Source organism: Streptococcus sanguinis, assembly GCF_013343115.1.
Classification (GTDB): Bacteria; Bacillota; Bacilli; order Lactobacillales; family Streptococcaceae; genus Streptococcus; species Streptococcus sanguinis_H.
Genome location: NZ_CP054570.1, coordinates 1,187,993 through 1,212,392, shown reverse-complemented (window position 1 = coordinate 1,212,392; position 24,400 = coordinate 1,187,993). Strand labels below are relative to the sequence as shown.

The following is a 24,400-nucleotide window of genomic DNA, read 5'->3' as shown; positions in this document are numbered from 1 at the left end:
AATTTAAATGATTATTTAGGAGATTATTATGGGAAAAGATTTATTTAATCCTCACCTGCGTAAGTTTTCGATTCGGAAACTAAACGTCGGTGTTTGTTCTGTGCTCTTATCAACCCTGCTTCTTTTGGGTGCGGCAACGCAGGTTAGCGCTGATGAGACTGTTTCTTCTGGGACTCAAAGCGAGGTTTCTCAAGCAGGCATAGCAGATTCCGCAGGAAGTACTGCAGAATCAGTAAATTCACCAGCTGAGGAAAGTAAGCCTGACACTATTGCAGTTCAAGCAGAAGATGCGTCTTCAGTAGCGGCTGCAAGGCCTGATTCAGTTGATAAGCCAACAAGTGAGCAGCCGACTGCAGAAACTGCCTCTTCGCAAACAACTGTTCCTGCAGAAGTTAAGTCTGAGGAAAACAGCCAACCAGCTCCTGCTCAACCGGCAGGAACTACAGAGACTCCTCAGCCTAGTCGCTCTCGTCGCGTAAGACGGGATGCGGCACCTACTGGTCTGCGAGATGGTGACCCTAACAACACCATTGAGAAGCCTACTTTGGCTGATTCTGAAAAAAAGAACCCGACAGACTTGATGAAGCAGATTAACTGGCTGGATCTTGGTGATAAAAGTGCCATCAGCAACTTAGATACGGACGATTCCTTTAAAGTTGGTACTGTCTATGAAAAAGAAATTTCACCAGGCTATCGTATCAAACTGACAGTGACGGAATTAAAACCTTTCCACTCAACAGAGATTTATCGTGACCGCGTCAAGGGTACTGCGTATGAAAATAGCTATGATCCGAATGCGAAAAACACTTGGTTCAGGTATGTAAATGAAGACTATAAAAAGCAAGAAGCTGAGGGAGATTCAGCTAGACCAAAAATTATAGGAGCGGAGCAGAATCAATGGACATCTGTTCGAGACCAAGGGATTAACACCAATGGCCGAAAGACTCAATTACAAGTCCCTAAAAATGGTGCTAGCTACGGAATAAAATTCAAGGTAGAAGCGACTTACCTTGGGAAACCTGTAAAAGCGACGGTTATCATGGCAGATGGAGAAGAAGCCAACCCAGGAGAGTATGCTATCTTCACGACCAACGGCCAAGGATGGGAACACTTGGCAGAGTGGAAACGTGTTCGGCCAGATGGGTCTGTAATTACCGACACTTATGCACCGATGAACCCTAACAGATATGGACAATACATAGGGGATAATGCGACTATACCTGTAATCGACTGGACTGCTTTTACTAATCCAGATCAAAAAACAGGAGGCTTAGGTTCTCAGGTCTTTGGTCCTAATACTTCTAAAGATCGCACTGTTCCGATTGTGATGACACGAGGTGCTTCAGAAGTTGGGATTTATATTGCTTCTTCAGGTCAGCAAGCTGCTATGATTGGTTTTATGGTAGTTGATGAGGGGGATGCACCGGCTTCTTATGGAAATGCTGTTCATGCTATTTCTGGTTATGATGCCAATACGGGTGCAAGAACTCCTCAGCCATTCTTGGGTCGAGTTGAAGCTGATATTGATACTACTTCGGGTAATGACTGGATGCATGATGACAGTACTGATCACGCAGACGAAGGGGTTAATCAGCTTTTGCCTTCAGATTTGACCGGTAATACAAATAACCTTTTCCGAGTCAATCGTCTTCAAAATGGTGACTACTCAGTTCGCCTGCAAGCCTCTGCCAATGGCAATAGCAAGGCCTATGTCCGTGCTTGGATTGATTTCAATCAAAACGGTGTTTTTGATGAAAATGAGGCTAGCGAATTTACTGAAGTAACAATAGCTGATGACTATACTGTTAATTTCAAGAATAATCCAGCGATGACCAATCCTGCAGTTAGCAAGCTGGGAATGCGGGTCCGTATTGCCCTGAATAAAGGAGATATTGAGAAACCTACTGGAACAGCCTTTAGTGGGGAAGTTGAAGACTTAGAAGTCATCTTGACCTATCCGCCAAAAGGTGAAAAGAAGGAAAGTTCAGGAATAATCGGCCAGCCTCAGAAAGCTACTCTTCAGTTTACACCTCAAGGTATTGATCAAAATGATGAAAGCAAGAAAGCGGCTATTGATACAACTGTAGCACCTGTCGTTTTGGACAATGCTGGCAATACATTAACAGCAGATGGCGACGGTTGGTACAGTACTGCTGAGGGACGATATAAAGTAACAGCCAAGGGTGCAAATGTGGATGTGATATTTGAACCTAGCAATGGCTATATTGGTACTACTCAAGGAATTAATATCCGACGTGTTGATACTAATGGTGCAAGTACTGATTGGATTGCGAAGAATAATGAAGAACCTGTTATCAACGATAAGTTGAATAACATGGATGCCCGCTATATTCCGACTGTTTTGAATTTCACGGAACATCGTTCGACGGACGCACAAGGTTTGTCTCAAGTACAAGATATTGTCTTTAATGATGGAAATCCTGCTAAGACACCTGCTCAACCATCTGCAACGAATCCTGTCTTTTTCTTGGATGCTGATGGCAATCGTATTGCTGGAACAAGCGTGAAAGCAACCTCGCAAGGCCAAGAAGTGGGAACCCTTGAGTTAGATCCAGCTACTGGGCGTGTGACTTTCACTCCGAATAAGTCATTTGTGGGGACGGTCGACCCTGTTAACCTACAATTGTATGATACCGATGGAACAGAGCACCGTGCAACCTATCAACCGACAGTAACGCGTCTTGTTCCAACAGCACAAGGAGCAAACTCTGAAGGTATTCAAGGTGCTGAACAATCTGGTATTTTGATCTTTACGCCAGGTGATAATCGTGTGCCAATTAATGAGGCAGTTGCTCCAACTTTTGATAACGGTCAAACAACTAAGGTTGTTCCGAATGTTGGAACTTATATGGTTGATAACGCAGGTCGCGTAACCTTCCAACCAGTTCCTAGCTACACTGGCCGTCCAAGTGCTGAATATGTTAAACGTGTTGATATGAACGGGACAGAAGTAACCGCAACTTATCAAGCTGAAGTTAAGGCTGCGACCCCAACTGGTCAAGATACACAGACTGTTGGGCTTCAAGGACAACTTCAAACTAGCCAGCTTAACTTTACTCCAGGTCAAGCAACTGTTAATAACCAAACACAAACAGTCCCATTAAACCCAGCAGGACCACAATTCGTTGTGGATGGGCAGGTTCAACAGGGTAATACCTTGGCAGTTAACGACGCAAGTGGCAAGCTACAAGGAACTTACACTGTTCAAGCTAATGGAGATATTAGCTTCCAACCTGCTCCTGATTTCTACGGAACGCCTACTCCTGCACATCTTCGTGTAAGGGATAAGAACGGTTCTACTGCAGATGCAGTTTATTGGCCAAACGTTACGCAAGTAACTCCAACTAGCACTGATGCGACTAGCACTGGTCCTCAAGGTGTGCCACAAACTGGCACCCCAAGCTTCCAAGGTGGTAATTCACTGGTTCCAATCGATGAAACAGTTGAGCCAACTTTCGAAGGTGGAAGCAAGAAGAAATCCATTCCAGGTCAAGGAACATACACGATTGCCTCAGATGGGGCAGTGACCTTCACACCAGAGAAGCAGTATGTTGGTACACCAACACCAGTCACAGTAAAACGTGTGGATAAAAATGGCACGGAAGTGACTGCAACTTACACGCCAACTGTGACTAAGGTAACGCCGGTAGGTACTAATGCGACTAGCACTGGCCCTCAGGGTGTTCCTCAAACTGGTACACCAACTTTCCAAGGTGGTGATCCATTAGTTCCAATTGATGAAACCGTTGAGCTGACCTTGGAAGATGGCAGCAAGAAGAAGACTATTCCAGGTCAAGGAACCTACACGATTGATCCAGATGGCTCAGTGACCTTCACCCCAAACAAGCAATTTGTAGGTAAACCAGATCCAATTACTGTGAAACGTGTTGATAAGAACGGCACACCAGTAACGGCTACCTACAGCCCAGAGTTTACTAAGGTAACGCCAACCAGCACTAACGCAACAAGTACAGGACCTCAAGGTGTTCCACAAACGGGCACTCCGACTTTTGCGGGTGGCGACCCACTAGTTCCGATTGATGAAACCGTAGAGCCAAACTTCGAAGATGGAAGCAAGAAGAAGACCATTCCAGGTCAAGGAACCTATACCATTGCTCCAGATGGCTCAGTGACCTTTACTCCAGACAAGCAGTTTGTAGGTAAACCAGATCCAATCACTGTGAAACGTGTTGATAAGAATGGAACTCCAGTAACTGCGACATACAGCCCAGAGTTCGCCAAGGTAACTCCAACTGGCACCACAGCGACTAGCACCGGTCCTCAGGGTGTTCCGCAAACCGGTACCCCAACCTTTGCGGGGGGTGATCCACTGGTTCCAATTGATGATACAGTGGAGCCTACTTTCGCTGATGGCAATAAGGAAAAAGTGATTCCAGGTCAGGGAACCTATACCATTGCACCAGATGGTGCAGTGACCTTCAGTCCAGACAAGCAATTTGTGGGTAAACCAGATCCAATTACTGTGAAACGTGTTGATAAGAACGGCACACCAGTAACGGCTACCTACAGCCCAGAGTTTACTAAGGTAACTCCAACCGGCACCACAGCGACTAGCACTGGTCCTCAGGGTGTTCCGCAAACAGGCACTCCAACTTTCCAAGGTGGTGATCCACTTGTTCCAATCGATGACACAGTGGAGCCAACCTTCGAAGATGGAAGCAAGAAGAAGACTATTCCAGGTCAAGGAACTTACACGATTGCTCCAGATGGTGCAGTGACTTTCACGCCAGACAAGCAATTTGTGGGTAAACCAGATCCAATCACTGTGAAACGTGTGGACAAGAATGGAACTCCAGTAACTGCGACATACAGCCCAGAGTTCGCCAAGGTAACTCCGACTGGTAAAGATACCACATCTATAAATATCAAGGGGCATGTTCAGACTGGCAAACCTATCTTCGAAGCAGGTGATCCATTGGTTCCAATTGATGAAACAGTTGAACCAACTTTCGAAGATGGAAGTAAGGAAAAGACAATTCGAGGTCAAGGAACTTACACCATCACTCCAGATGGCTCAGTTACATTCACACCAGACAAGCAATTTGTAGGAAAAACCGATCCAGTCACAGTGAAGCGAGTGGATAAGAATGGCACCTCAGTGACGGCTCGCTATGTTCCGACCGTGGTTGAACCATCAACCAGTCAGGACAGTGTATCTAGCGGTCGCAAAGGTCAAGCTCAAACGGGCACGCCAACCTTTGAAGGGGCGATTGACCAAGCCATAGCACCGACCTTTGCGGATAGTAGCACCGAAATGGTTGTCCCAGGTGAGGGAACATATAGCTTTACCGTTCTGGGAGCAGTAACCTTTGTACCGGAAGCCGACTTTGTCGGAACTGCTCGCGGAGTTGTCGTGAAGCGTTCAGATATTTATGGCAATGCCGTGACGGCAACCTATACCCCAACTGTTTTGGGAAGTACTGCCACAGAAGATACCGGCAGCACCGGTCTCAAAGGCCAGCCGCAGACTGGTAAACCAATCTTTGAAGGAGACGTGGATCCAACCGTTCCTCCAACTTTCGAGGATGGCAGTACTGAAAAGGTTGTTCCAGGCCAAGGAACCTACACGATTGCGCCAGATGGCACTGTAACCTTTGTACCAGAAACGGGCTTTGTCGGCCAAGCTGATGGCGTAACAGTGATTCGCAAAGACCGTAATGGCCAGACGATTTCAGCGGTTTACGTTCCAACTGTGACAGAAAATCCTGTTCAGCCAGAGCGGACGATTACGCCTGCACCGCCATCACTTTCTAAGAGTGCGGGTGCAAAATCTCTTCCTAAGACCGGTACAGAAGAAACCTCCTACTTGGCAGCAAGCTTACTTGCGGGAGTGTCTGGTTTGGGACTTCTTGGCTTAGAGAAGAGGAAGAAAAAGTCTGAAGACTAAGAGGTGAGAACTTAGGTTCTAACACCTGAATTAAAAGAGGAAAGATTCATTAGTGAATCTTTTTTCTTTATATTCAAAGAAATAGATCTTAAAAACTTCATGATAGCATTTCTAAAATGTTAAACATTAAAGTAGAATCTGAGATACTCTCAGATTTATTTAATTTATAAGGATTTTTCTATGGTCTATTTTTTCTTTTGTTTTCAAAAATAGACTATAAAATGCTTTGTGTCAATTTTTTTAAAAATTTTTTATATAATTATAGTTATATATATAGCTAACTAAAATGGAATGTTGTATAATAAAACTATTGTAACTAGATGATTATTTAGGAGATTATTATGGGAAAAGATTTATTTAATCCTCACCTGCGTAAGTTTTCGATTCGAAAACTAAACGTCGGTGTTTGTTCTGTGCTCTTGTCAATCCTGCTTCTTTTGGGAGCAGCGGCACAAGTTAGTGCTGATGAAGCTAGTGATTCTGGTGCCCAAAACGAAGTTTCGCAAACAGGAATAGCCGAATCATCAGTGAATTCTGCTGAAACTGTGGCTTCTGAACATTTACATGCAAAAGAAAGTTCAGCACTTCCTTTTGCTACTGATACCCCTCAATCAGATGATAATCCTAGTCCAAGAAGCTCAGATTCTGAGAAAGTTGAAGAACCTACTGAATCTACAACAACTAAACCAGTTGAGAATACTCAACCAATCACTGTTCAACCAGAAACATCCAACGCGGCTGTCGTGGCTGAAAAGTCAGAAGCAACCGCAGATCTAGCTCAGCCTAATCGGTCTCGTCGTGTGAGACGGGATGCTACACCTACTGGACAACAGAACAGCGTAACAACAGGAGTTCCGATAGGTACTGGACCAGCTGGGGCAGATGATGCTATCTCTACGCCACGAGTACCTAAACCAAGCTTGGAGGAATCTGTCAAGAAAGATAGTACCCAATTAGCCAAACAAATTACTTGGCTTGATTTTTCGGATACTGCAAGTTGGAAAGGATTGGATTCACGAGGCGGACTCCAAGTAGGAACGACCTTCAAGAAGGAAATTTCACCTGGCTATGAAGTAACCCTGACGGTCACTGAGCTTAAACCTTTTAACTCGACTGAAACTTATAGAAAACGGGTTGAAGGAACACCGACAGCAAATACTTATGACCCAAATGCTCAGAATGGATATCTAAAGTCTGCTCCACAATATGGGAAAACACCTCCTACAGTGACGGGGGCAATCCAGAACCAATGGACTTCTATCCGTGATCAAGGTTTTAATACGCAAGGACGAAAGACGCAGCTTGTCTATCCAGAGAACTCTACCAACTGGGGAGTGAAATTCAATATTGAGGCAACCTATCTCGGTAAGCGCGTGGCCCCTACGGTGGTTATGGCCGATGGTGAAGACGCCAACCCAGGTGAATTTGCTATCTTCACTACTAACGGAGAAGGATGGGAATATCTCGGTGAATGGAAGAATAAGAGTACTGCCAAAGAAGCCTACACCGTTATTACCAAGCAAATGCTGGATGATGAAAATGTAAAGAGAAGAGGTCTCTTAATCTTAAGAGATACAAGCGTAGACTGGTATAAGTACCTCAGTCCGGATACAGTGACAGGTGGCTTGGGGACTCAGGTCTTTGGACCAAACCGTTCGAACGAACGGACGGTTCCTGTGGTGATGACACGCGGAGCTTCTGAAGTAGGATTTTACGTAGCATCATCTGGGCAACAGGCTATGATGATGGGATTTTTAGTGGTGGATGGCAGTGATGCGCCAGCGACTTATGGCGAAGCCTTCCATACCATTTCAGGTCGTGATTCGGTGACTGACGCTCCCATTAATCAACCTTATTTAGGAACAACGCCAGCTGATATAGATGTTGAGTCATCCAATGATTGGGTTCTGGACGATAAAAAGGAACATAAGGACGAGGGGGCCAGCCAATTACTAGCGGACGATCAATTAAGTAATTCTAATGATTTGCTTGATTTAGACAAAGCAAAAAATGGAACTTACACAATTAAAATCAAAGCTAATCCAAATGGCAATGCTAAATCCTATGTCAAGGCATGGATAGACTTCAACAATGATGGAGTCTTCAATGAAAGCGAAGGTAGCAACCTACAAGAGATTACAGCTGCTGGTGACTATACCTTGACCTTCAATGCCAACCCAAATATTACTGGCGGTCAAGTAGACAAATTGGGTATGCGTTTCCGTATTGCCACAAACGCAGGCGATATTGAGCAATCAACCGGTATTGCCTTTAGTGGTGAAGTAGAAGATATGCTCTTGCACCGAATTTATCCTCCAAAGGGGGAGAAGCAGACTACGGACGGATTTACAGGTGAGACTCAAACTGCTGTCCTTCACTTCACACCTAAAGGAACGGATCGCTCAGACGACAGTGTCAATGCAGTTATGAGCACCCAAGCGCCTCAGATTTTGGATAAGCAAGGCCAAGTTCTGACAGCCGTTGATGGCAACTATATTCGTCCAGAAGGGACCTATCACTTGACCGTCAATGGCAATGATGTGCAAGTAACCTTTACACCAAAAGCGGACTTTTCTGGAACTGCTGACGGAATTAATATTCGTTGGACTGACAGCAATGGTACATCAACTGGATGGACTTCGACGGATGCTTCTGACCCTAATAAAAATGATCAATTGACTAGTATGGACGGCCGTTATGTGCCGACAGTTCGTAAGATTCCAAACTACGAATCAAGTGGTCTTCAGGGACTGGAACAAAACAAAACGCTAGTCTTTAACGATGATGATGCGAATATGCCTCCTGTTACGCCAGACGCTTCTCATCCTGCTAGTTTTGTTGATGCGAGTGGACGACTGGTAACAGAAAATACGGTGCCTGCCATGGCCAATGGCCAGCAAGTGGGAACCTATGAATTGGATCCAAATACCGGCCAAGTGACTTTTAAGCCAAACAAGAGCTTTTATGGCACGCCAGACCCAGTGGTAGTTCAAGTCAGTGATACCGATGGTAAAGCACACCGAGCACGTTATCAACCTAAGGTAACCCAAGTAACGCCAAGAAGTATCAATGCTGAATCAACTGGTCTCCAAGGTCAAGCACAAAGTGGTAAGCCAACTTTCACTGCAGGTGACCAACAAATCCCAATTGACATGAGCAAATCCATGACTTTTGAAAATGGGATGAACACCTTGGAAGTAGCTAATGAAGGAACTTATACTATCAATTCAGATGACACCATTACCTTCAAGCCACTTAAGCAATTCACTGGCAAGGCGACTCCAGTGACAGTCAAACGTGTTGATACCAATGGCACCGAAGTGACTGCAACCTATACACCGAACGTGACTAAGGTCACACCAACCAGCACACCTGCTACTTCATCAGGTCCTCAAGGGGTGCCACAAACAGGAACGCCAGTCTTCAAGGAAGGCGACCCAGCAGTCCCAATTGACTATAACAAGCAAATGACCTTTGACGATGATCAACCTAAGAAGATTGTTGCGGGCGTGGGAGAATACACCATCAATTCAGATGGTTCTATTACCTTTACTCCAGATAAGAAATATGTGGGAACCCCAGCCGCGGTGACAGTCAAACGAGTTGACGAAAATGGCACAGAAGTAAGAGCAACCTATACGCCAACTGTGACGGAAGTGACGCCAAGAAGTACCAATGCCGTTTCAAGCGGCTTGCAAGGACAACAACAAAGTGGCAAGCCGATCTTCACCCCAGGCGACAAAGCTGTGCCGATTGATATGGCCCAACCAATGACCTTTGAAGATAATCAAACAACCAAGAAGGTAGACAAGGTCGGGACTTATGTCATTGAGTCAGATGGTACGATTACCTTCACGCCAGACAAGCAATATGTGGGTACCCCATCTCCAGTAACAGTTAAACGCGTTGATACGAATGGAACGGAAGTAACCGCCACTTACACGCCAACGGTAAAACGTGTCACACCAAGAAGCACAAATGCTGAGTCAACAGGCCTGCAAGGACAACCACAAAGTGGTAAGCCGACTTTCACCCCAGGTGACCAAGCAGTTCCAATCGATATGACAAAGCCCATGACCTTTGAAAATGGGACTGACACGTTGGTAGTAGCTGATCAAGGAATTTATACTATTAATTCAGATGGTTCCATTACTTTTAAGCCAGAGAAGAAATTTACTGGCAAGGCGACCCCAGTCAAGGTTAAACGAGTTGATACAAATGGAACAGAAGTAACGGCCACTTACACACCTACTGTTGAAGAAGTTATTCCAAACGCAACTGGCGATCAGACTGAAGGTCCACAAGGATTGGTTCAGAATGGTAAGATTACTTTTGAAGCTGGAAGACCAGAAGTAGGTTTTTCAGTAGACAGTACCCCAGTTTTTGACACGGGTACCAATGTGAAAGAAATTGAAAATGTTGGCAAGTTTGAAGTGGATATTGATGGTAATATTACCTTTACACCTGTTAAGACATTTGTAGGTAAAACACCTGAAATTGAAGTCAGTCGTGCAGATGTCAACGGTACCATCGCTAAGGCAAAATATCAAGCAACGGTGACAGCAGTAAAGCCAACTGGTGTTGGAAATAAGACAGAAGGTCTGCAAGGTCAAGTTCAAGAAGGTAAAGTGACCTTCACACCAGGGCACGACTCTGTTCCATTCCCAGCTGGTTCGACTCCATTGTTTGATAACCATTCAACAGTGAAAGAAGTACAGAATGTCGGTAAGTTTGAAGTGGACTCTGATGGTAAGGTTACCTTCACTCCAGTCAAGCAGTTTAAGGGGGAAACACCAGAACTTGAATTGACTCGCACCGATGCTAATGGCACTCCAGTAACCGTCAAGTACCAAGCAGTTGTGAAAGAAGTGGTTCCAAGAGGAACTGACGCGACTAGCACAGGTCCTCAGGGGGTTCCGCAAACAGGTAGCCCAAGCTTCCAAGGTGGTGATCCGCTAGTTCCGATTGATATGGATTCTCCAATGACCTTTGACGATGGTCAACCTAAGAAGACTGTTCCAGGAGTAGGGGTATACACTATTAACTCAGATGGTTCTATCACCTTTACTCCAGATAAGCGGTATGTGGGTACCCCAGTTCCAGTGACAGTGAAACGTGTAGATAAGAACGGCACGGAAGTGACTGCTAGCTATACGCCGACTGTTACCAAGGTAACTCCTACTGGCACCAACGCAACCAGCACTGGTCCACAGGGTGTTCCGCAAACTGGTATACCAACTTTCCAAGGAGGCAATCCACTAGTTCCAATTGATGAATCAGTAGAGCCAATTTTCGAAGATGGAAGTAAGGAGAAAAAGATTCCAGGTCAAGGAACTTACACCATTGCACCAGATGGCGTAGTGACTTTCACACCTGAAAAACAATATGTTGGTAAACCAGATCCAGTCACTGTGAAACGTGTAGATAAGAACGGCACGGAAGTGACGGGGACTTACAGTCCAGAATTTACGAAAGTAACTCCAACTGGTACTGGCACTAAGACAGAAGGCTTGCAAGGCCAAGTTCAAGAAGGCAAAGTAAGCTTCACTCCAGGCCATGACTCTGTTTCATTCCCTGCTGGTTCGACTCCGCTGTTTGATAATGGTTCTGCAGTTAAAGAAGTTCCAAATGTCGGTAAGTTTGAAGTTGATGCGGACGGCAAGGTGACCTTCACTCCAGACAAACAATTCAAGGGTGAAACGCCGGAACTCGAATTAACTCGGACTGATGCGAATGGAACTCCAGTAACCGTCAAATATCAAGCGGTAGTGAAAGAAGTTATTCCTACAGGTATCAACGCAACTAGCACTGGTCCTCAAGGTGTTGCGCAAACGGGCACTCCGACTTTTGCTGGCGGTGATCCACTAGTTCCAATCGATGAAACCGTTGAACCAAGCTTCGAAGATGGTACCAAGAAGAAGACTATTCCAGGTCAAGGAACATACACGATTGCACCGGATGGCGCAGTGACCTTCACGCCAGACAAACAGTTTGTAGGTAAACCAGATTCAATCACTGTAAAACGTGTGGACAAGAATGGCACTCCAGTGACGGCTACCTATAGTCCAGAATTTACGAAAGTAACTCCAACTGGCACTGGTGCCAAGACAGAAGGCTTGCAAGGTCAAGTGCAAGAAGGTAAAGTGACCTTCACCCCTGGTCACGATTCAGTTCCATTCCCTGCTGGTTCGACTCCGTTATTTGACAATGGTTCTTCTGTCAAAGAAGTACCAAATGTTGGTAAGTTCGAAGTGGATGCAGATGGTAAGGTGACCTTTACTCCAGACAAACAATTCAAGGGTGAAACACCGGAACTCGAATTAACTCGTGTGGATGCCAACGGTACTCCTATCACCGTCAAATATCAAGCAGTAGTGAAAGAAGTGATTCCAACTGGCACCAATGCGACTAGCACTGGTCCTCAAGGTGTTCCACAAACTGGTACACCAACTTTCCAAGGTGGTGATCCATTAGTTCCAATTGATGAAACCGTTGAGCCGACCTTTGAAGATGGAAGCAAGGAAAAGACTATTCCAGGTCAGGGAACTTACACCATTACTCCAGATGGAGCAGTGACCTTCACGCCAGACAAGCAGTTTGTAGGCAGACCAGATCCAGTCACTGTGAAACGTGTAGATAAGAACGGAACTCCAGTAATGGCAACTTACAGCCCAGAGTTTACTAAGGTTACGCCAACAGGTACTGGCACTAAGTCAGAAGGCTTGCAAGGTCAAGTCCAAGAAGGTCAAGTCACCTTCACTCCAGGCCATGACTCTGTTCCATTCCCAGCTGGTTCAACTCCATTATTCGATAATGGTACCGCAGTTAAAGAAGTACCAAATGTTGGTAAGTTCGAAGTTGATGCGGACGGCAAGCTTACTTTCACTCCAGACAAACAGTTCAAGGGGGAAACACCGGAACTCGAATTGACTCGGACTGATGCGAATGGAACTCCAGTAACCGTCAAATATCAAGCAGTAGTGAAAGAAGTAACTCCAACTGGTACTAGTGCAACGAGCACAGGTCCTCAAGGTGTTCCACAAACTGGCACCCCAATTTTTGCGGGTGGTGATCCACTAGTTCCAATTGATGAAACCGTAGGGGCAACCTTCGCAGACGGCAACAAGGAAAAAGTGATTCCAGGTCAAGGAACTTACACGATTGCCCCAGATGGCTCAGTGACCTTCACTCCAGACAAGCAATTTGTAGGCAAACCGGATCCTATCACTGTGAAGCGAGTGGATAAGAACGGTACGCCAGTGACGGCTACCTACAGTCCAGAGTTTGCCAAGGTTACTCCAACTGGTAAAGATGCGACCTCTACGAATATCAAAGGCCATGTTCAGACTGGCAAACCTGTCTTCGAAGCAGGTGATCCATTGGTTCCAATTGATGAATCAGTAGAGCCAACCTTCGAAGACGGAAGCAAGGAAAAGACTATTCCAGGTCAGGGAACATACACCATCGCACCAGACGGTACAGTCACCTTCACTCCAGATGCTGATTTCCTTGGTCAGGGTACTGGTGTGACCCTTGTCCGTCGTGATAAGAATGGCACTTCAGTTACAGCTCGCTATGTTCCAACCGTAGTTGAACCATCAACTAGCAAGGACAGTGTATCTAGCGGCCGCAAGGGCCAAGCTCAAACGGGCACGCCAATCTTTGAAGGAGCGATTGACCAGGCAGTAGCACCGACCTTTGCGGACGGCAGCACAGAGATGGTTGTCCCAGGAGAAGGAACATATCGGTTCAATATGCTGGGAGCAGTGACCTTTGTGCCGGAAGCCGACTTTGTCGGAACTGCTCGCGGAGTTGTCGTGAAACGTTCAGATATTTATGGCAATGCCGTGACGGCAACCTATACCCCAACTGTTTTGGGAAGTACTGCTACAGAAGATACCAGCAGCATAGGTCTAAAAGGACAGCCGCAGACTGGCAAACCAATCTTTGAAGGCGACGTGGATCCAACTGTTCCGCCAACTTTCGAGGATGGAAGTACTGAAAAGGTTGTTCCAGGCCAAGGAACCTACACGATTGCGCCAGATGGCACTGTAACCTTTGTACCAGAAACGGGCTTTGTCGGCCAAGCTGATGGCGTAACAGTGATTCGCAAAGACCGTAATGGCCAGACGATTTCAGCGGTTTACGTTCCAACTGTGACAGAAAATCCTGTTCAGCCAGAGCGGACGATTACGCCTGCACCGCCATCACTTTCTAAGAGTGCGGGTGCAAAATCTCTTCCTAAGACCGGTACAGAAGAAACCTCCTACTTGGCAGCAAGCTTACTTGCGGGAGTGTCTGGTTTGGGACTTCTTGGCTTAGAGAAGAGAAAGAAGAAGTCTGAAGACTAAAATAGCCTTGAAGAAATTCCGTTAATAAACTAGAAGAATTTCGGAAAAGCTCAAAAACAGGTAGAACTTATGTTCTACCTGTTTTTTTTTAACAAAAAATTGTTGGAATTAATAGAAAGAATAGAAAGCTTCAGCTAGCTAATGACCGTCCTGCTCCTAAGTCAGTTTGATAGTTAAAGAGGGTAACTTTATATCTTCATGCTTTTAATTTTCTCTTCATCTGGTGTGACGCGCAAGGTTTTCTGGCCTGTATAGGTGACAAATCCTGGCTTGCCACCAGTTGGTTTATTGAGTTTTCTAGTCTCAATCATATCTACTTGGACCAGATTAGAGAGTCTGGCCTTGGAGAAGTAGGCCGCTAGCTCAGCAGCGTCAGTCTTAACTTCATCGCTGGGCTGAAGATTGCCTGTGATGACCACATGACTACCTGGAATATCCTTGGCGTGGAACCAAAGCTCGTCTTTCTTGGCTATCTTAAACGTCAGCTCATCATTTTGTAGATTGTTGCGGCCAACTAGGATAATGGTTTGGCCATCTGTTGCCAAATATTTCTCCGGTTTCTGCCTTTTCTGGATTTTCTCTCTCTGGCGCCGTCGGATAAAGCCAGTCTGGACTAGTTCTTCTCGGATTTCTGCGATTTCAGTCAGGCTGGCCTGAGCAAGGGCTGTTTCCACGCTCTCTAGGTAGAGAATCGTAGCCCGAGTCTCCTCAATTAAGCTGGTCAGGTGTTTGACAGCTTCCTTGAGCTTCTGGTAGCGTTTAAAATAGCGCTGGGCATTTTGGTTGGGAGTTAGGGCTTTGTCAAGCGAGATGATAATCTTCTCACCTGTGTAGTAATTGTCTAGCTCTACCTGGTCCTGATCGTTGGGCACCTGATGGAGAAAGGTGGTCAAGAGTTCCCCTTTTTGGCGGAATTCTTCTGCATTCTCCGTTGCTAGGAGCTCTTCCTCTTGCTTACCTAGTTTTTTTCGGTTCTTTTCCAACTCATTTTCTACTCGGCGTATGAGCTCGCTGGCCTGCTGGTTGACCCGATCGCGCTCCGCCTTGTCCTTGTAGAAAGTGTCTAAAAGCTCGGATAAGGTGCAGATTTGGGTCTTGCTGTCGGAAAATAGCAGAGCAGAGAAGGATTTTTCGGTCAGGCTTGGCTGAGTCGGACTGGCAAAGAAGGCTCGGAAAGTTTTGAGCTTGTCAGTTGTCAGACGGGCACTGAGTTCAGTAGCCGTATCCCGCCCCAATCCCTGAAAAATTTGCTGCAGGCGTTTGGGCTCTAAGTCTTCAGTATGTAGGATTTCAAAGAGCTTTTCATCGCCCACAGTGAAAGGATTGAGACTGCCAGTCTGAGGAGGCGCGACATAAGTTGAACCCGGCAGAATCGTTCGATAGCTATTTTGCGAAAATCCGACGTGTTTGATAGCCTCAATAATCTTACCGCTAGCCTTATCCAAGAGAATGATGTTGCTGTGCTTGCCCATGATTTCGATGATCAGAGTCACAGCCACGCTATCGCCGATTTCGTTCTTATTGGAGACACTGATTTCCAAAATCCGGTCATTCTCCACTTGCTGGATTGCTTCAATAACAGCGCCCTGCAGGTATTTGCGCATCACCATGATAAAGGTATTGGGAACAGCTGGATTTTCAAACGTGGTATCTGTCAGCTGGACGCGCCCAAAGATCGAGTGAGCTGATAGGAGCAGCTTGTGGCTTTGGCGGTTGCTGCGAATCTGTAAAACCAGCTCCTGTTCAAAGGGCTGATTAATCTTCTGAATACGGCCGCCCAGCAATTCGCGGCGGAGCTCCTCTGTCATGTGGTGTAAAAAAAATCCGTCGAAAGACATGCTTTTCTCCTTGAAAGTTGCTACAGAAAATTATAACAAAAAACCAAGCTAAAAGCTTCTAAAGTCTCGTCAAAAAGTAATTTAATTTTTGCCTATAACTGCCTCGATAAATCAAATCCGAACATTTTATAAAAATTTTCAAAAAGGTCTTGACATCCTTTCAGGAAAAACTTAAAATATAGGAAATTAGAAAAGTAGTAGATGCATTTGTTTATAGCGAGCTTGTGGTTGGTGGGAATAAGCAGCAAATCTTTACGAAATTGGGCTAATTGATAAAATGAATTTGAAACAATAAGAATTCGGTTGGCACACCTTACAGTGCAGCTTGTTTGATGACAAGATAGAGACATGGGGAATATTAGCTATTTTCCATAATTGAGGTGGCACCGCGATTTTCGCCCTCACACAGAATACCTGTGTGAGGATTTTTTGTTGCTTATTATAAAAAACAAGGAGAATTGCCTATGTTTAAACGATGGCGTCCCTAGGGATTAAATAGGAAATTATAAAACATAGAAATGGAGAAAGAACATGAAAAACAAACGATTAGTAACTATCTTAGGCCTTCTGGCCGTTTTGGCAATCGGTGGGATTGTCTATTCCAGCTTGAACAGCAAAGGTAACACCACTAAGACTAGTGGCGACAGTCAGACAGTCAAGGTCGGCGTGCTGCAGTATGTCAGCCACCCTTCGCTGGATTTGATTTACAAGGGGATTCAGGATGGTTTGGCTGAGGAAGGCTATAAGGGAGACAAGATTAAGATTGACTTTATGAATGCTGAGGGCGATCAGAGCAAGGTCTCTACCATGAGCAAGCAGTTGGTTTCCAATGATAATGATGTGTTGATTGGGATTGCGACTCCGTCTGCACAAGGACTGGCAGCAGCTACTAAGGACAAGCCTATCGTCATGGGAGCTATCACAGATCCGGTCGGAGCAAACCTAGTGAAAAATCTTGACAAGCCAGGTGGCAATATCACTGGTGTCTCTGACCGCAATCCAGCTAAGCAACAGCTAGAGCTGATTAAAAAATTGACTCCAGATGTCAAAACTATCGGTGCGCTATACTCTAGCAGCGAAGATAACTCTAAAACTCAAGTGGAAGAGTTCAAAAAATTGGCTGAAGAGGCAGGCTACAAGGTAGAGGAATACTCTGTTCCTTCGACCAATGAAATTGCTTCAACTATGAATGTCATGACTGGCAAGGTTGACGCTATCTGGATTCCAATTGACAATACCATTGCTTCAGCTTTTGCGACAGTTGTGTCCAGCAATAAAGAAGCTAAGAAACCAATTTATCCAAGTGCGACAGCCATGGTAGAAGAAGGAGGCCTTGCCTCTGTTGTTGTAGACCAGTATGACCTAGGTGTTGCGACTGGTAAAATGGTAGCTAAAGTCCTTAAAGGTGCTAAACCTGCTGACACTGCAGTAGATATTTTCGATACAGGTAAATCTGTTATCAATACCAAAAATGCCAAAGAACTGGGCATTACTGTACCAGAAGATGTTCTGAAAGAAGCAGGACAAGTGATCAAATAGAAAGAAGGAAGTCTGTTGTTTGACGGACTTCTTTTTCTCGATAGTCTCTTCTTGTAAAACCTTTCTCGCAGTTGTATAATAGAATTGGCTCAAGTGAATGAGAAGAGCAAATGAAGTGCAGTTTGCTCCAGTGGATTTTACGAAGAGATAGAAGCGGAAAGGGAGTTAGTCAAGAAAGAATGGAAGAAGATATTCAAAAAAACCGCTATATGGGATCGGTCAAGGTTGGCCCCAAGGGGCAGATTGTCATTCCAAAAGAAGTGAGAGATATGTTTGAAATTCGACCTGGGGATGCTCTGGTCCTCTTTGCAGATGCCCAGCAAGGTATTGCCATCCAGCGTTACGAGCTCTATGAAGATCTATTTAATCAGACCTTCAATGGAGACAAAAATTCAAAAAGTGATTTATAAAACAGAAATCTGCGTGAGCAGATTTTTTCTTTTGCTTTTATTTGCTATTACTAATGAATAGGTGTATAATAAGTATAAGAAGTTATACAAATTATACAAAACTCTTTCGAAATTGAGTTAAAATAGCTTAGTTTTTAGCTAAATGAGTAAGTTGTGACTAGCTTTAGATGTCAAAGTCATATCTTTAAATAACATTTCATTTTTTAGTTCCTCATATCTGATGAAAGGAGATGTCCTTATGTATGCAGTTGAGATGCAGGATTTGACCAAACAATACGGCTCAAAGACGGGTTGTTGATGGTTTGGATCTAAAAATTGAAGAGGGTGAATTCTTTGCCATGCTGGGTTCTAATGGTGCGGGGAAGACAACGACAATCAAGATGCTGTCCTATCTAGTTGAACCGACAGCAGGAGATGCCCTAATGCTAGGTCATAGCATTCGCAAGGAGGAAGATGCTGTCAAGGAAATGATTAATGTTTCACCTCAGGAAACAGCTGTTGCTCCCAAGCTGACTGTCAAGGAAAATCTGGAGATGATTGCGCGTCTTTATGGATTTTCTAAGGAAAAAGCGGCGCAAAAGACAGAGCATCTGATGGAGACATTTGACCTGACGGATAGGCAGCATGATCGGGCCAAGTCCCTGTCAGGTGGCTGGCAGCGCAAGCTCAGTATTGCAATGGCTCTAATCAGTCAGCCCAAGATTCTGTTTCTGGATGAACCGACCTTGGGGCTGGATGTAAGGGCTAGAAGGGAGTTATGGAAGAATATTGAGCAACTAAAGGGAAAAGTTACAGTGATTCTGACCACCCATTATCTAGAAGAAGCCGAGGCTTTGGCCGACCGACTTTGCATTATGGATAAGGGAGTGGTGCAGATCTTGGGAACAGCAGAGGAAATTATCCAAGCTTCCGGCAAGAAGGATTTTGAAGAGGCCTTTTTGTCCTATACGGAAGGAGGGGAATTAGCATGAGAGCCTTCATTTTTGCAAAGCGCAATTTCAAAGAAATCATGCGTGATTATGTCAGCAGTCTGATGGGAATTGGTTTTCCTGTCTTTCTGATTATCGCCCTGTCCCTTATGAAACAGAGCCTCAAAGGGATGCCAGCTATATTTTCCATTGAAAATTTTGCCCCAAGTATGATGGTGTTTGGTGCTTCCTGGCTAACTATTTTTGTTGGCAGTTTAATGACCACGGATCGCAATAGCTCTTTTCTCATGCGTCTCCTATCAACTCCGCTTCGGAGTGTGGATTACATTTTGGGCTATTCGATTCCAGTTCTGCCTCTGGCTCTTTTACAGGGCATAGCCAGTTTTGCGACTGCCATGATTTTTGGCTTATCCTTAAATCTGGGAACTTTTTATGCCCTCTTGGTTTTGATTCCAGTGGCTTTGTTCTTTATTTCCTTGGGCTTGCTTTTAGGATCAGCCTTCTCTAGCAGTAATGCAGTCAGTGGTTTTGGAACTATTCTTGTCAATGCCACGGTTTTTCTCAGTGGAGCAGTGCTTCCGATTGAGATGATAGGAGGTGGTTTTGAAGCATTTTGCAATACCTTGCCATTTGCCCATGCAGCAAAGGCTGTTCAGTTGGCATTGGCTCAAGATTTGAATTCGCTTTTGCCTCATCTGTTTTGGGTTCTGCTCTATGCTTTCCTATTCTTTATCCCTTCTGTCTGGATCTTCAAAAAGAGGATGAAAGGGTAGGGCTTCCATTCGAGCGTGGAAATCAGCTGGATTAGCTTGCGAAATGTTTAGAAATCTGTTAGAATGAAATATAACTAAATAGCAATCCGCAAGACCAGTAACCTAGGGGAAGTTTAACAGGGAGGGGAGCCATCGACTGAAAGCTCTCTAGATGAAAGCTAGGTGAATTCACTTGCTCTAGGATTGATAAGTAAGGTCTGGCTTGCCAGATAAAAAACGGATGGTACCGCGTGTCAACGCTCCGCTTATGGAGATTGGCGCGCTTTTTATTTTGGAGGGAAAATGACGAAAACGATTGAAGAACAACTAAAAAGCTTGCGAGAAGAGACTCTAGCTTCTCTCAAGCAGCTCAAGGCTGAGAATCAAAAAGAACTGCAAGACTTGCGTGTAGCTGTCTTGGGTAAAAAAGGTTCACTGACTGAAGTCTTGAAAGGGATGAAGGATATCTCAGCTGAAATGCGTCCGATTATCGGGAAGCATGTCAATGAAGCGCGAGACATTCTGACAGCAGCCTTTGAGAAGACTGCTCAACTGATGGAAGAGCAATTAGTAGCTCTGAAACTGGCTGAGGAATCCTTGGATGTGACTCTACCAGGCCGTCGAATTCCAGTAGGGAACCGTCATATTCTTAGTCAGACTAGTGAAGAAATTGAAGATATTTTCATCGGGATGGGCTATCAGGTCGTGGACGGCTTTGAAGTGGAAAAGGACTATTACAACTTTGAGCGGATGAATCTGCCTAAGGACCACCCAGCACGGGATATGCAGGACACTTTCTACATTACAGAGGAGATCCTGCTCAGAACCCACACTAGTCCGGTACAGGCGCGAGCTATGGACGCTCATGACTTTTCTAAAGGGCCACTCAAGATGATCTCACCAGGGCGCGTTTTCCGTCGGGATACCGATGATGCGACTCACTCCCACCAGTTCCATCAGATTGAAGGCTTGGTGGTTGGAGAAAATATTTCCATGGCCAACCTGCAAGGAACGCTGCAGCTGATTGTCCAGAAGATGTTTGGCCAAGACCGCAGTATCCGTCTGCGTCCGTCTTACTTCCCATTCACAGAGCCGTCTGTTGAAGTGGATGTTTCCTGCTTTAAGTGTGGCGGAGCCGGCTGTAATGTCTGCAAGAAGACCGGCTGGATTGAGATTATGGGAGCCGGTATGGTGCATCCACGCGTGCTGGAAATGAGCGGCATTGATGCAGAGAAATACTCTGGATTTGCCTTTGGTCTCGGCCAAGAGCGGGTAGCTATGCTCCGCTACGGTATCAACGATATTCGTGGCTTCTACCAAGGAGATATTCGTTTTTCTCAGCAGTTTAAGTAGAAACCTGTATTCATAGATGCAGCTTTTCTGAGAAAGGAGTGCAGTATGCTAGTCAGAGTCAAGAAAGAAGAAGCGAGTCTCTTGCGAGAGTTGGAGGTCGCGACTTATCAAGAAACTTTTGGTCCTTTTATCAAGGAAGCTGATATGGCTCATTATTTTGACAATGAGCTGTCGCTTGCAACTATCGAAAAGGAACTGGCAGATCCTGAGTCAGAGACCTATTTTGTTGTCAAAGATGATAAAATTGCTGGTTTTCTCAAGTTTAACTGGGGCCGGGCTCAAACAGAGCAAGAACTGCCACAAGCCTTTGAGGTTCAGCGAATCTATGTCTTGAAAACCTATCATGGTCAAGGTTTGGGCAAGGAAATGTTTGAATTTGCCTTAGATGAAGCCGAGAAACGAGGCTTTGACTGGGTCTGGCTGGGCGTCTGGGAAAAGAATTTTAGAGCTCAAGATTTTTACTTCAAATACGGCTTTGAAAAATTCAGTCAGCACGACTATATTACTGGCGAGACAGTAGATACAGACTGGCTGCTGCGCAAGAAATTAAAATAAACAAGAAAATTTAAAGAGAGGAAATGAATACGACCTAAAAGCTCGAAATTTAGATGATTAGTTTCTGAAATCAGGATTTCAGACAAATCCCTAAAATTTGGTCGGTCAAGTTCCTCAGCGATAGAATAGAGAAAGGAATTGAACCCGGGCTAAAAACTCGAAAAAAAGATAGACTTGCGATCATTCGTCGAATGTTTAGCAAATCTCCTATTTTTCAGTCGTTTTTGACGCCCTTGGTATCTTAAATATGCTAGTAAGTTATAAGTGGTTAAAAGAGTTAGTAGACATTGATGTGGCGAGCGCTGAGCTGGCTGAGAAAATGTCAACGACAGGAATTGAAGTGGAAGGTGTGACATCACCAGCTGCGGGCCTGTCTAAAATTGTCGTTGGTGAGGTGGTATCGTGTGAGGATGTTCCTGATACCCACCTGCATGTTTGTCAAGTCAATGTCGGAGAAGAGGAGAACCGTCAGATTGTCTGTGGTGCTCCAAATGTTCGTGCAGGCATCAAGGTTATGGTGGCTTTGCCAGGTGCTCGCATTGCGGATAATTATAAGATTAAAAAAGGGAAAATCCGGGGCTTGGAGTCGCTGGGCATGATCTGCTCTCTGGGTGAGCTGGGTATTTCTGATTCTGTTGTGCCAAAGGAATTTGCGGATGGCATTCAAATCCTGCCTGAAGAAGCAGTGCCGGGCGAGGAAGTCTTCTCTTATCTGGACTTGGATGATGAGATTATCGAACTTTCCATCACACCAAACCGGGCTGATGCTCTGTCTATGCGTGGGGTGGCTCATGAAGTGGCTGCGATTTATGATAAGTCAGTACATTTCAAAGATTTTTCGCTGGTGGAAAATGAAAAGCAGGCAGCGGACAGTCTTTCAGTAGCCCTTGAGACAGAGAAAGCTCCTTATTACGCGGCTCGTATCTTGGAAAATGTCACTATTGCCCCAAGTCCTCAGTGGCTGCAAAATCTCCTCATGAACGAAGGAATCCGTCCGATTAACAATGTAGTGGATGTGACCAACTATATTCTGCTCTACTTTGGTCAGCCCATGCATGCCTTTGATTTGGATACGTTTGAGGGTGACGAGATTGTCGTGCGGGAAGCGCGTGCTGGTGAAAAACTGGTGACGCTGGATGGCGAAGAGCGGGAGTTGGAAGTGAGCGACCTAGTCATCACTGTGGCAGATAAGCCTGTTGCTCTGGCTGGTGTCATGGGTGGTCAAGCAACAGAAATCTCTGAGAAATCTAGTCGTGTCGTCTTGGAAGCAGCTGTCTTTGATGGAAAATCAATTCGCAAGACTAGCGGTCGCCTTAACCTGCGCTCGGAATCATCTTCCCGCTTTGAAAAAGGAATCAATGTGGCAACTGTCAATGAAGCTCTGGATGCGGCAGCAAGTATGATTGCAGACTTGGCAGGTGCAACTGTTCAGGCTGGTATCGTATCCGCTGGCAGCTTAGACACTAGTGATATAGAAGTGGTATCCAGTCTAGCGGATGTCGACCGAGTTTTGGGAACAGACTTACTTTATACAGATATTGTGGATGTCTTCCGCAGACTTGGCTTTGGCTTGTCAGGAAATGCTGAACAGTTCACTGTCAGCGTCCCTCGCCGTCGTTGGGATATTTCAATCGAAGCAGACCTCTATGAAGAAATTGCCCGCATTTACGGCTATGACAAATTGCCAGCTAGTCTGCCAAAAGATGACGGGACTGCTGGTGAATTGACTGCAACACAACAACTGCGCCGTCAAGTGCGGACCTTAGCAGAGGGAGTTGGTCTGACAGAAATCATTACCTATGCTTTGACGACACCAGAAAAGGCGATTGAGTTCACTCTCAATCCTAGCAACTTGACTGAGCTCATGTGGCCAATGACAGTGGAGCGCTCTGTTCTTCGTCAGAACATGGTTTCCGGTATTTTGGACTCCTTAGCCTACAATGTGGCTCGTAAGAATAAGAACCTAGCCCTCTATGAGATTGGTAAAGTCTTTGAGCAGACTGGCAATCCTAAGGAAGACCTGCCAAACGAAATCAATAGCTTTGCCTTTGCTTTGACAGGTCTGGTTAATGAAAAAGACTTCCAGACCAAGCCAGTAGCAGTTGATTTCTTCTATGCTAAGGGTGTAGTGGAAGCACTCTTTGCTAAGTTGGGCTTGAAAGCTGAATACGCAGCTAGCAACCAGATTAAGAGCCTGCATCCTGGGCGTACTGCCTTAATCTCTATCAATGGCCAGCCTGTCGGCTTTGTCGGCCAAGTCCATCCTGCGACAGCCAAGGCTTACGACATTCCTGAAACTTATGTGGCTGAGCTCAATCTGTCTGCTATCGAAGAGCAGCTCCAGCCAGCACAGCCATTTACGGAAATCACTAAATTCCCAGCTGTCAGCCGTGATGTGGCCCTTTTGCTCAAGGCTGAAATCACTCACCAAGAGGTCCTTGATGCAATCCAAGCTGCTGGTGTTAAGCGCTTGACAGATATTAAGCTCTTTGATATCTTCTCTGGTGACAAGCTAGGTGTCGGTCTCAAATCCATGGCCTACAGCCTGACTTTCCAAAATCCAGAAGCTAGCCTGACTGACGAGGAAGTGGCTAAATACATGGAAAAAATCGAAAAATCTCTGATCGAAAAACTCGGCGCAGAGTTGCGTTAATGAATTATTCCCCAGTCATGTGATTGGGGATTTTGATTAATACTCTTCGAAAACCTATTCAAATCATATTTGATTTGCTTTCTATCTTACT

The 24,400-nt window shown here is 45.3% G+C and carries 9 protein-coding genes, 1 pseudogene and 1 other annotated feature; of the genes and pseudogenes, 9 read left to right on the top strand and 1 reads right to left on the bottom strand.

What is annotated here, in order from left to right:
- Positions 1-28: 28 nt before the first annotated feature.
- Together FOC72_RS05860 and FOC72_RS05855 are read left to right on the top strand one after the other, a co-directional pair.
- Entirely contained in the window at positions 29-5,929 is a 5,901-nt protein-coding gene (locus FOC72_RS05860) for a CshA/CshB family fibrillar adhesin-related protein (protein ID WP_174606300.1), read from the top strand.
- A gap of 341 nt (positions 5,930-6,270) precedes the next feature.
- On the top strand, positions 6,271-14,280 hold the full coding sequence (locus FOC72_RS05855; protein ID WP_174606299.1) for a CshA/CshB family fibrillar adhesin-related protein: 8,010 nt from the start codon (positions 6,271-6,273) through the stop codon (positions 14,278-14,280).
- Between the two features lie 188 nt (positions 14,281-14,468).
- On the opposite strand, the gene fbpA is transcribed toward FOC72_RS05855, so the two are convergent.
- Entirely contained in the window at positions 14,469-16,118 is a 1,650-nt protein-coding gene (gene fbpA / locus FOC72_RS05850; protein WP_002895820.1) for an Rqc2 family fibronectin-binding protein FbpA, read from the bottom strand.
- A gap of 171 nt (positions 16,119-16,289) precedes the next feature.
- Positions 16,290-16,524: a binding site (T-box leader), on the top strand.
- Positions 16,525-16,649: 125 nt separating this feature from the next.
- Here fbpA and trpX point away from each other — a divergent pair.
- The 7 genes and pseudogenes from trpX to pheT all read left to right on the top strand — a co-directional run bounded on the left by trpX (position 16,650) and on the right by pheT (position 24,309).
- Positions 16,650-17,657, top strand: coding sequence for a tryptophan ABC transporter substrate-binding protein (gene trpX / locus FOC72_RS05845; protein WP_002895817.1), 1,008 nt, complete (start codon positions 16,650-16,652; stop codon positions 17,655-17,657).
- 110 nt (positions 17,658-17,767) lie between these two features.
- The gene (locus FOC72_RS05840; RefSeq protein ID WP_002895815.1) at positions 17,768-18,067 is read left to right on the top strand and encodes an AbrB/MazE/SpoVT family DNA-binding domain-containing protein; all 300 of its coding nucleotides are present in this window, start codon (positions 17,768-17,770) and stop codon (positions 18,065-18,067) included.
- Between the two features lie 220 nt (positions 18,068-18,287).
- Positions 18,288-19,038: pseudogene (locus FOC72_RS05835) on the top strand (ABC transporter ATP-binding protein).
- Positions 19,035-19,769 carry an ABC transporter permease gene (locus FOC72_RS05830; protein ID WP_002895812.1) on the top strand — a complete coding sequence of 245 codons (735 nt, stop codon included), beginning with the start codon at positions 19,035-19,037 and terminating at the stop codon, positions 19,767-19,769. The pseudogene FOC72_RS05835 and the gene FOC72_RS05830 overlap by 4 nt, the downstream one beginning before the upstream one ends.
- 282 nt (positions 19,770-20,051) lie before the next feature.
- Positions 20,052-21,101, top strand: coding sequence for a phenylalanine--tRNA ligase subunit alpha (gene pheS, locus FOC72_RS05825; protein WP_002895811.1), 1,050 nt, complete (start codon positions 20,052-20,054; stop codon positions 21,099-21,101).
- A 45-nt stretch (positions 21,102-21,146) separates the two neighbouring features.
- The gene (locus FOC72_RS05820; RefSeq protein ID WP_002895810.1) at positions 21,147-21,656 is read left to right on the top strand and encodes a GNAT family N-acetyltransferase; all 510 of its coding nucleotides are present in this window, start codon (positions 21,147-21,149) and stop codon (positions 21,654-21,656) included.
- A gap of 247 nt (positions 21,657-21,903) precedes the next feature.
- Positions 21,904-24,309 (top strand): phenylalanine--tRNA ligase subunit beta, encoded by a 2,406-nt coding sequence (pheT, locus tag FOC72_RS05815; protein ID WP_002895808.1) that lies wholly within the window; start codon positions 21,904-21,906, stop codon positions 24,307-24,309.
- Positions 24,310-24,400 lie beyond the last annotated feature (91 nt).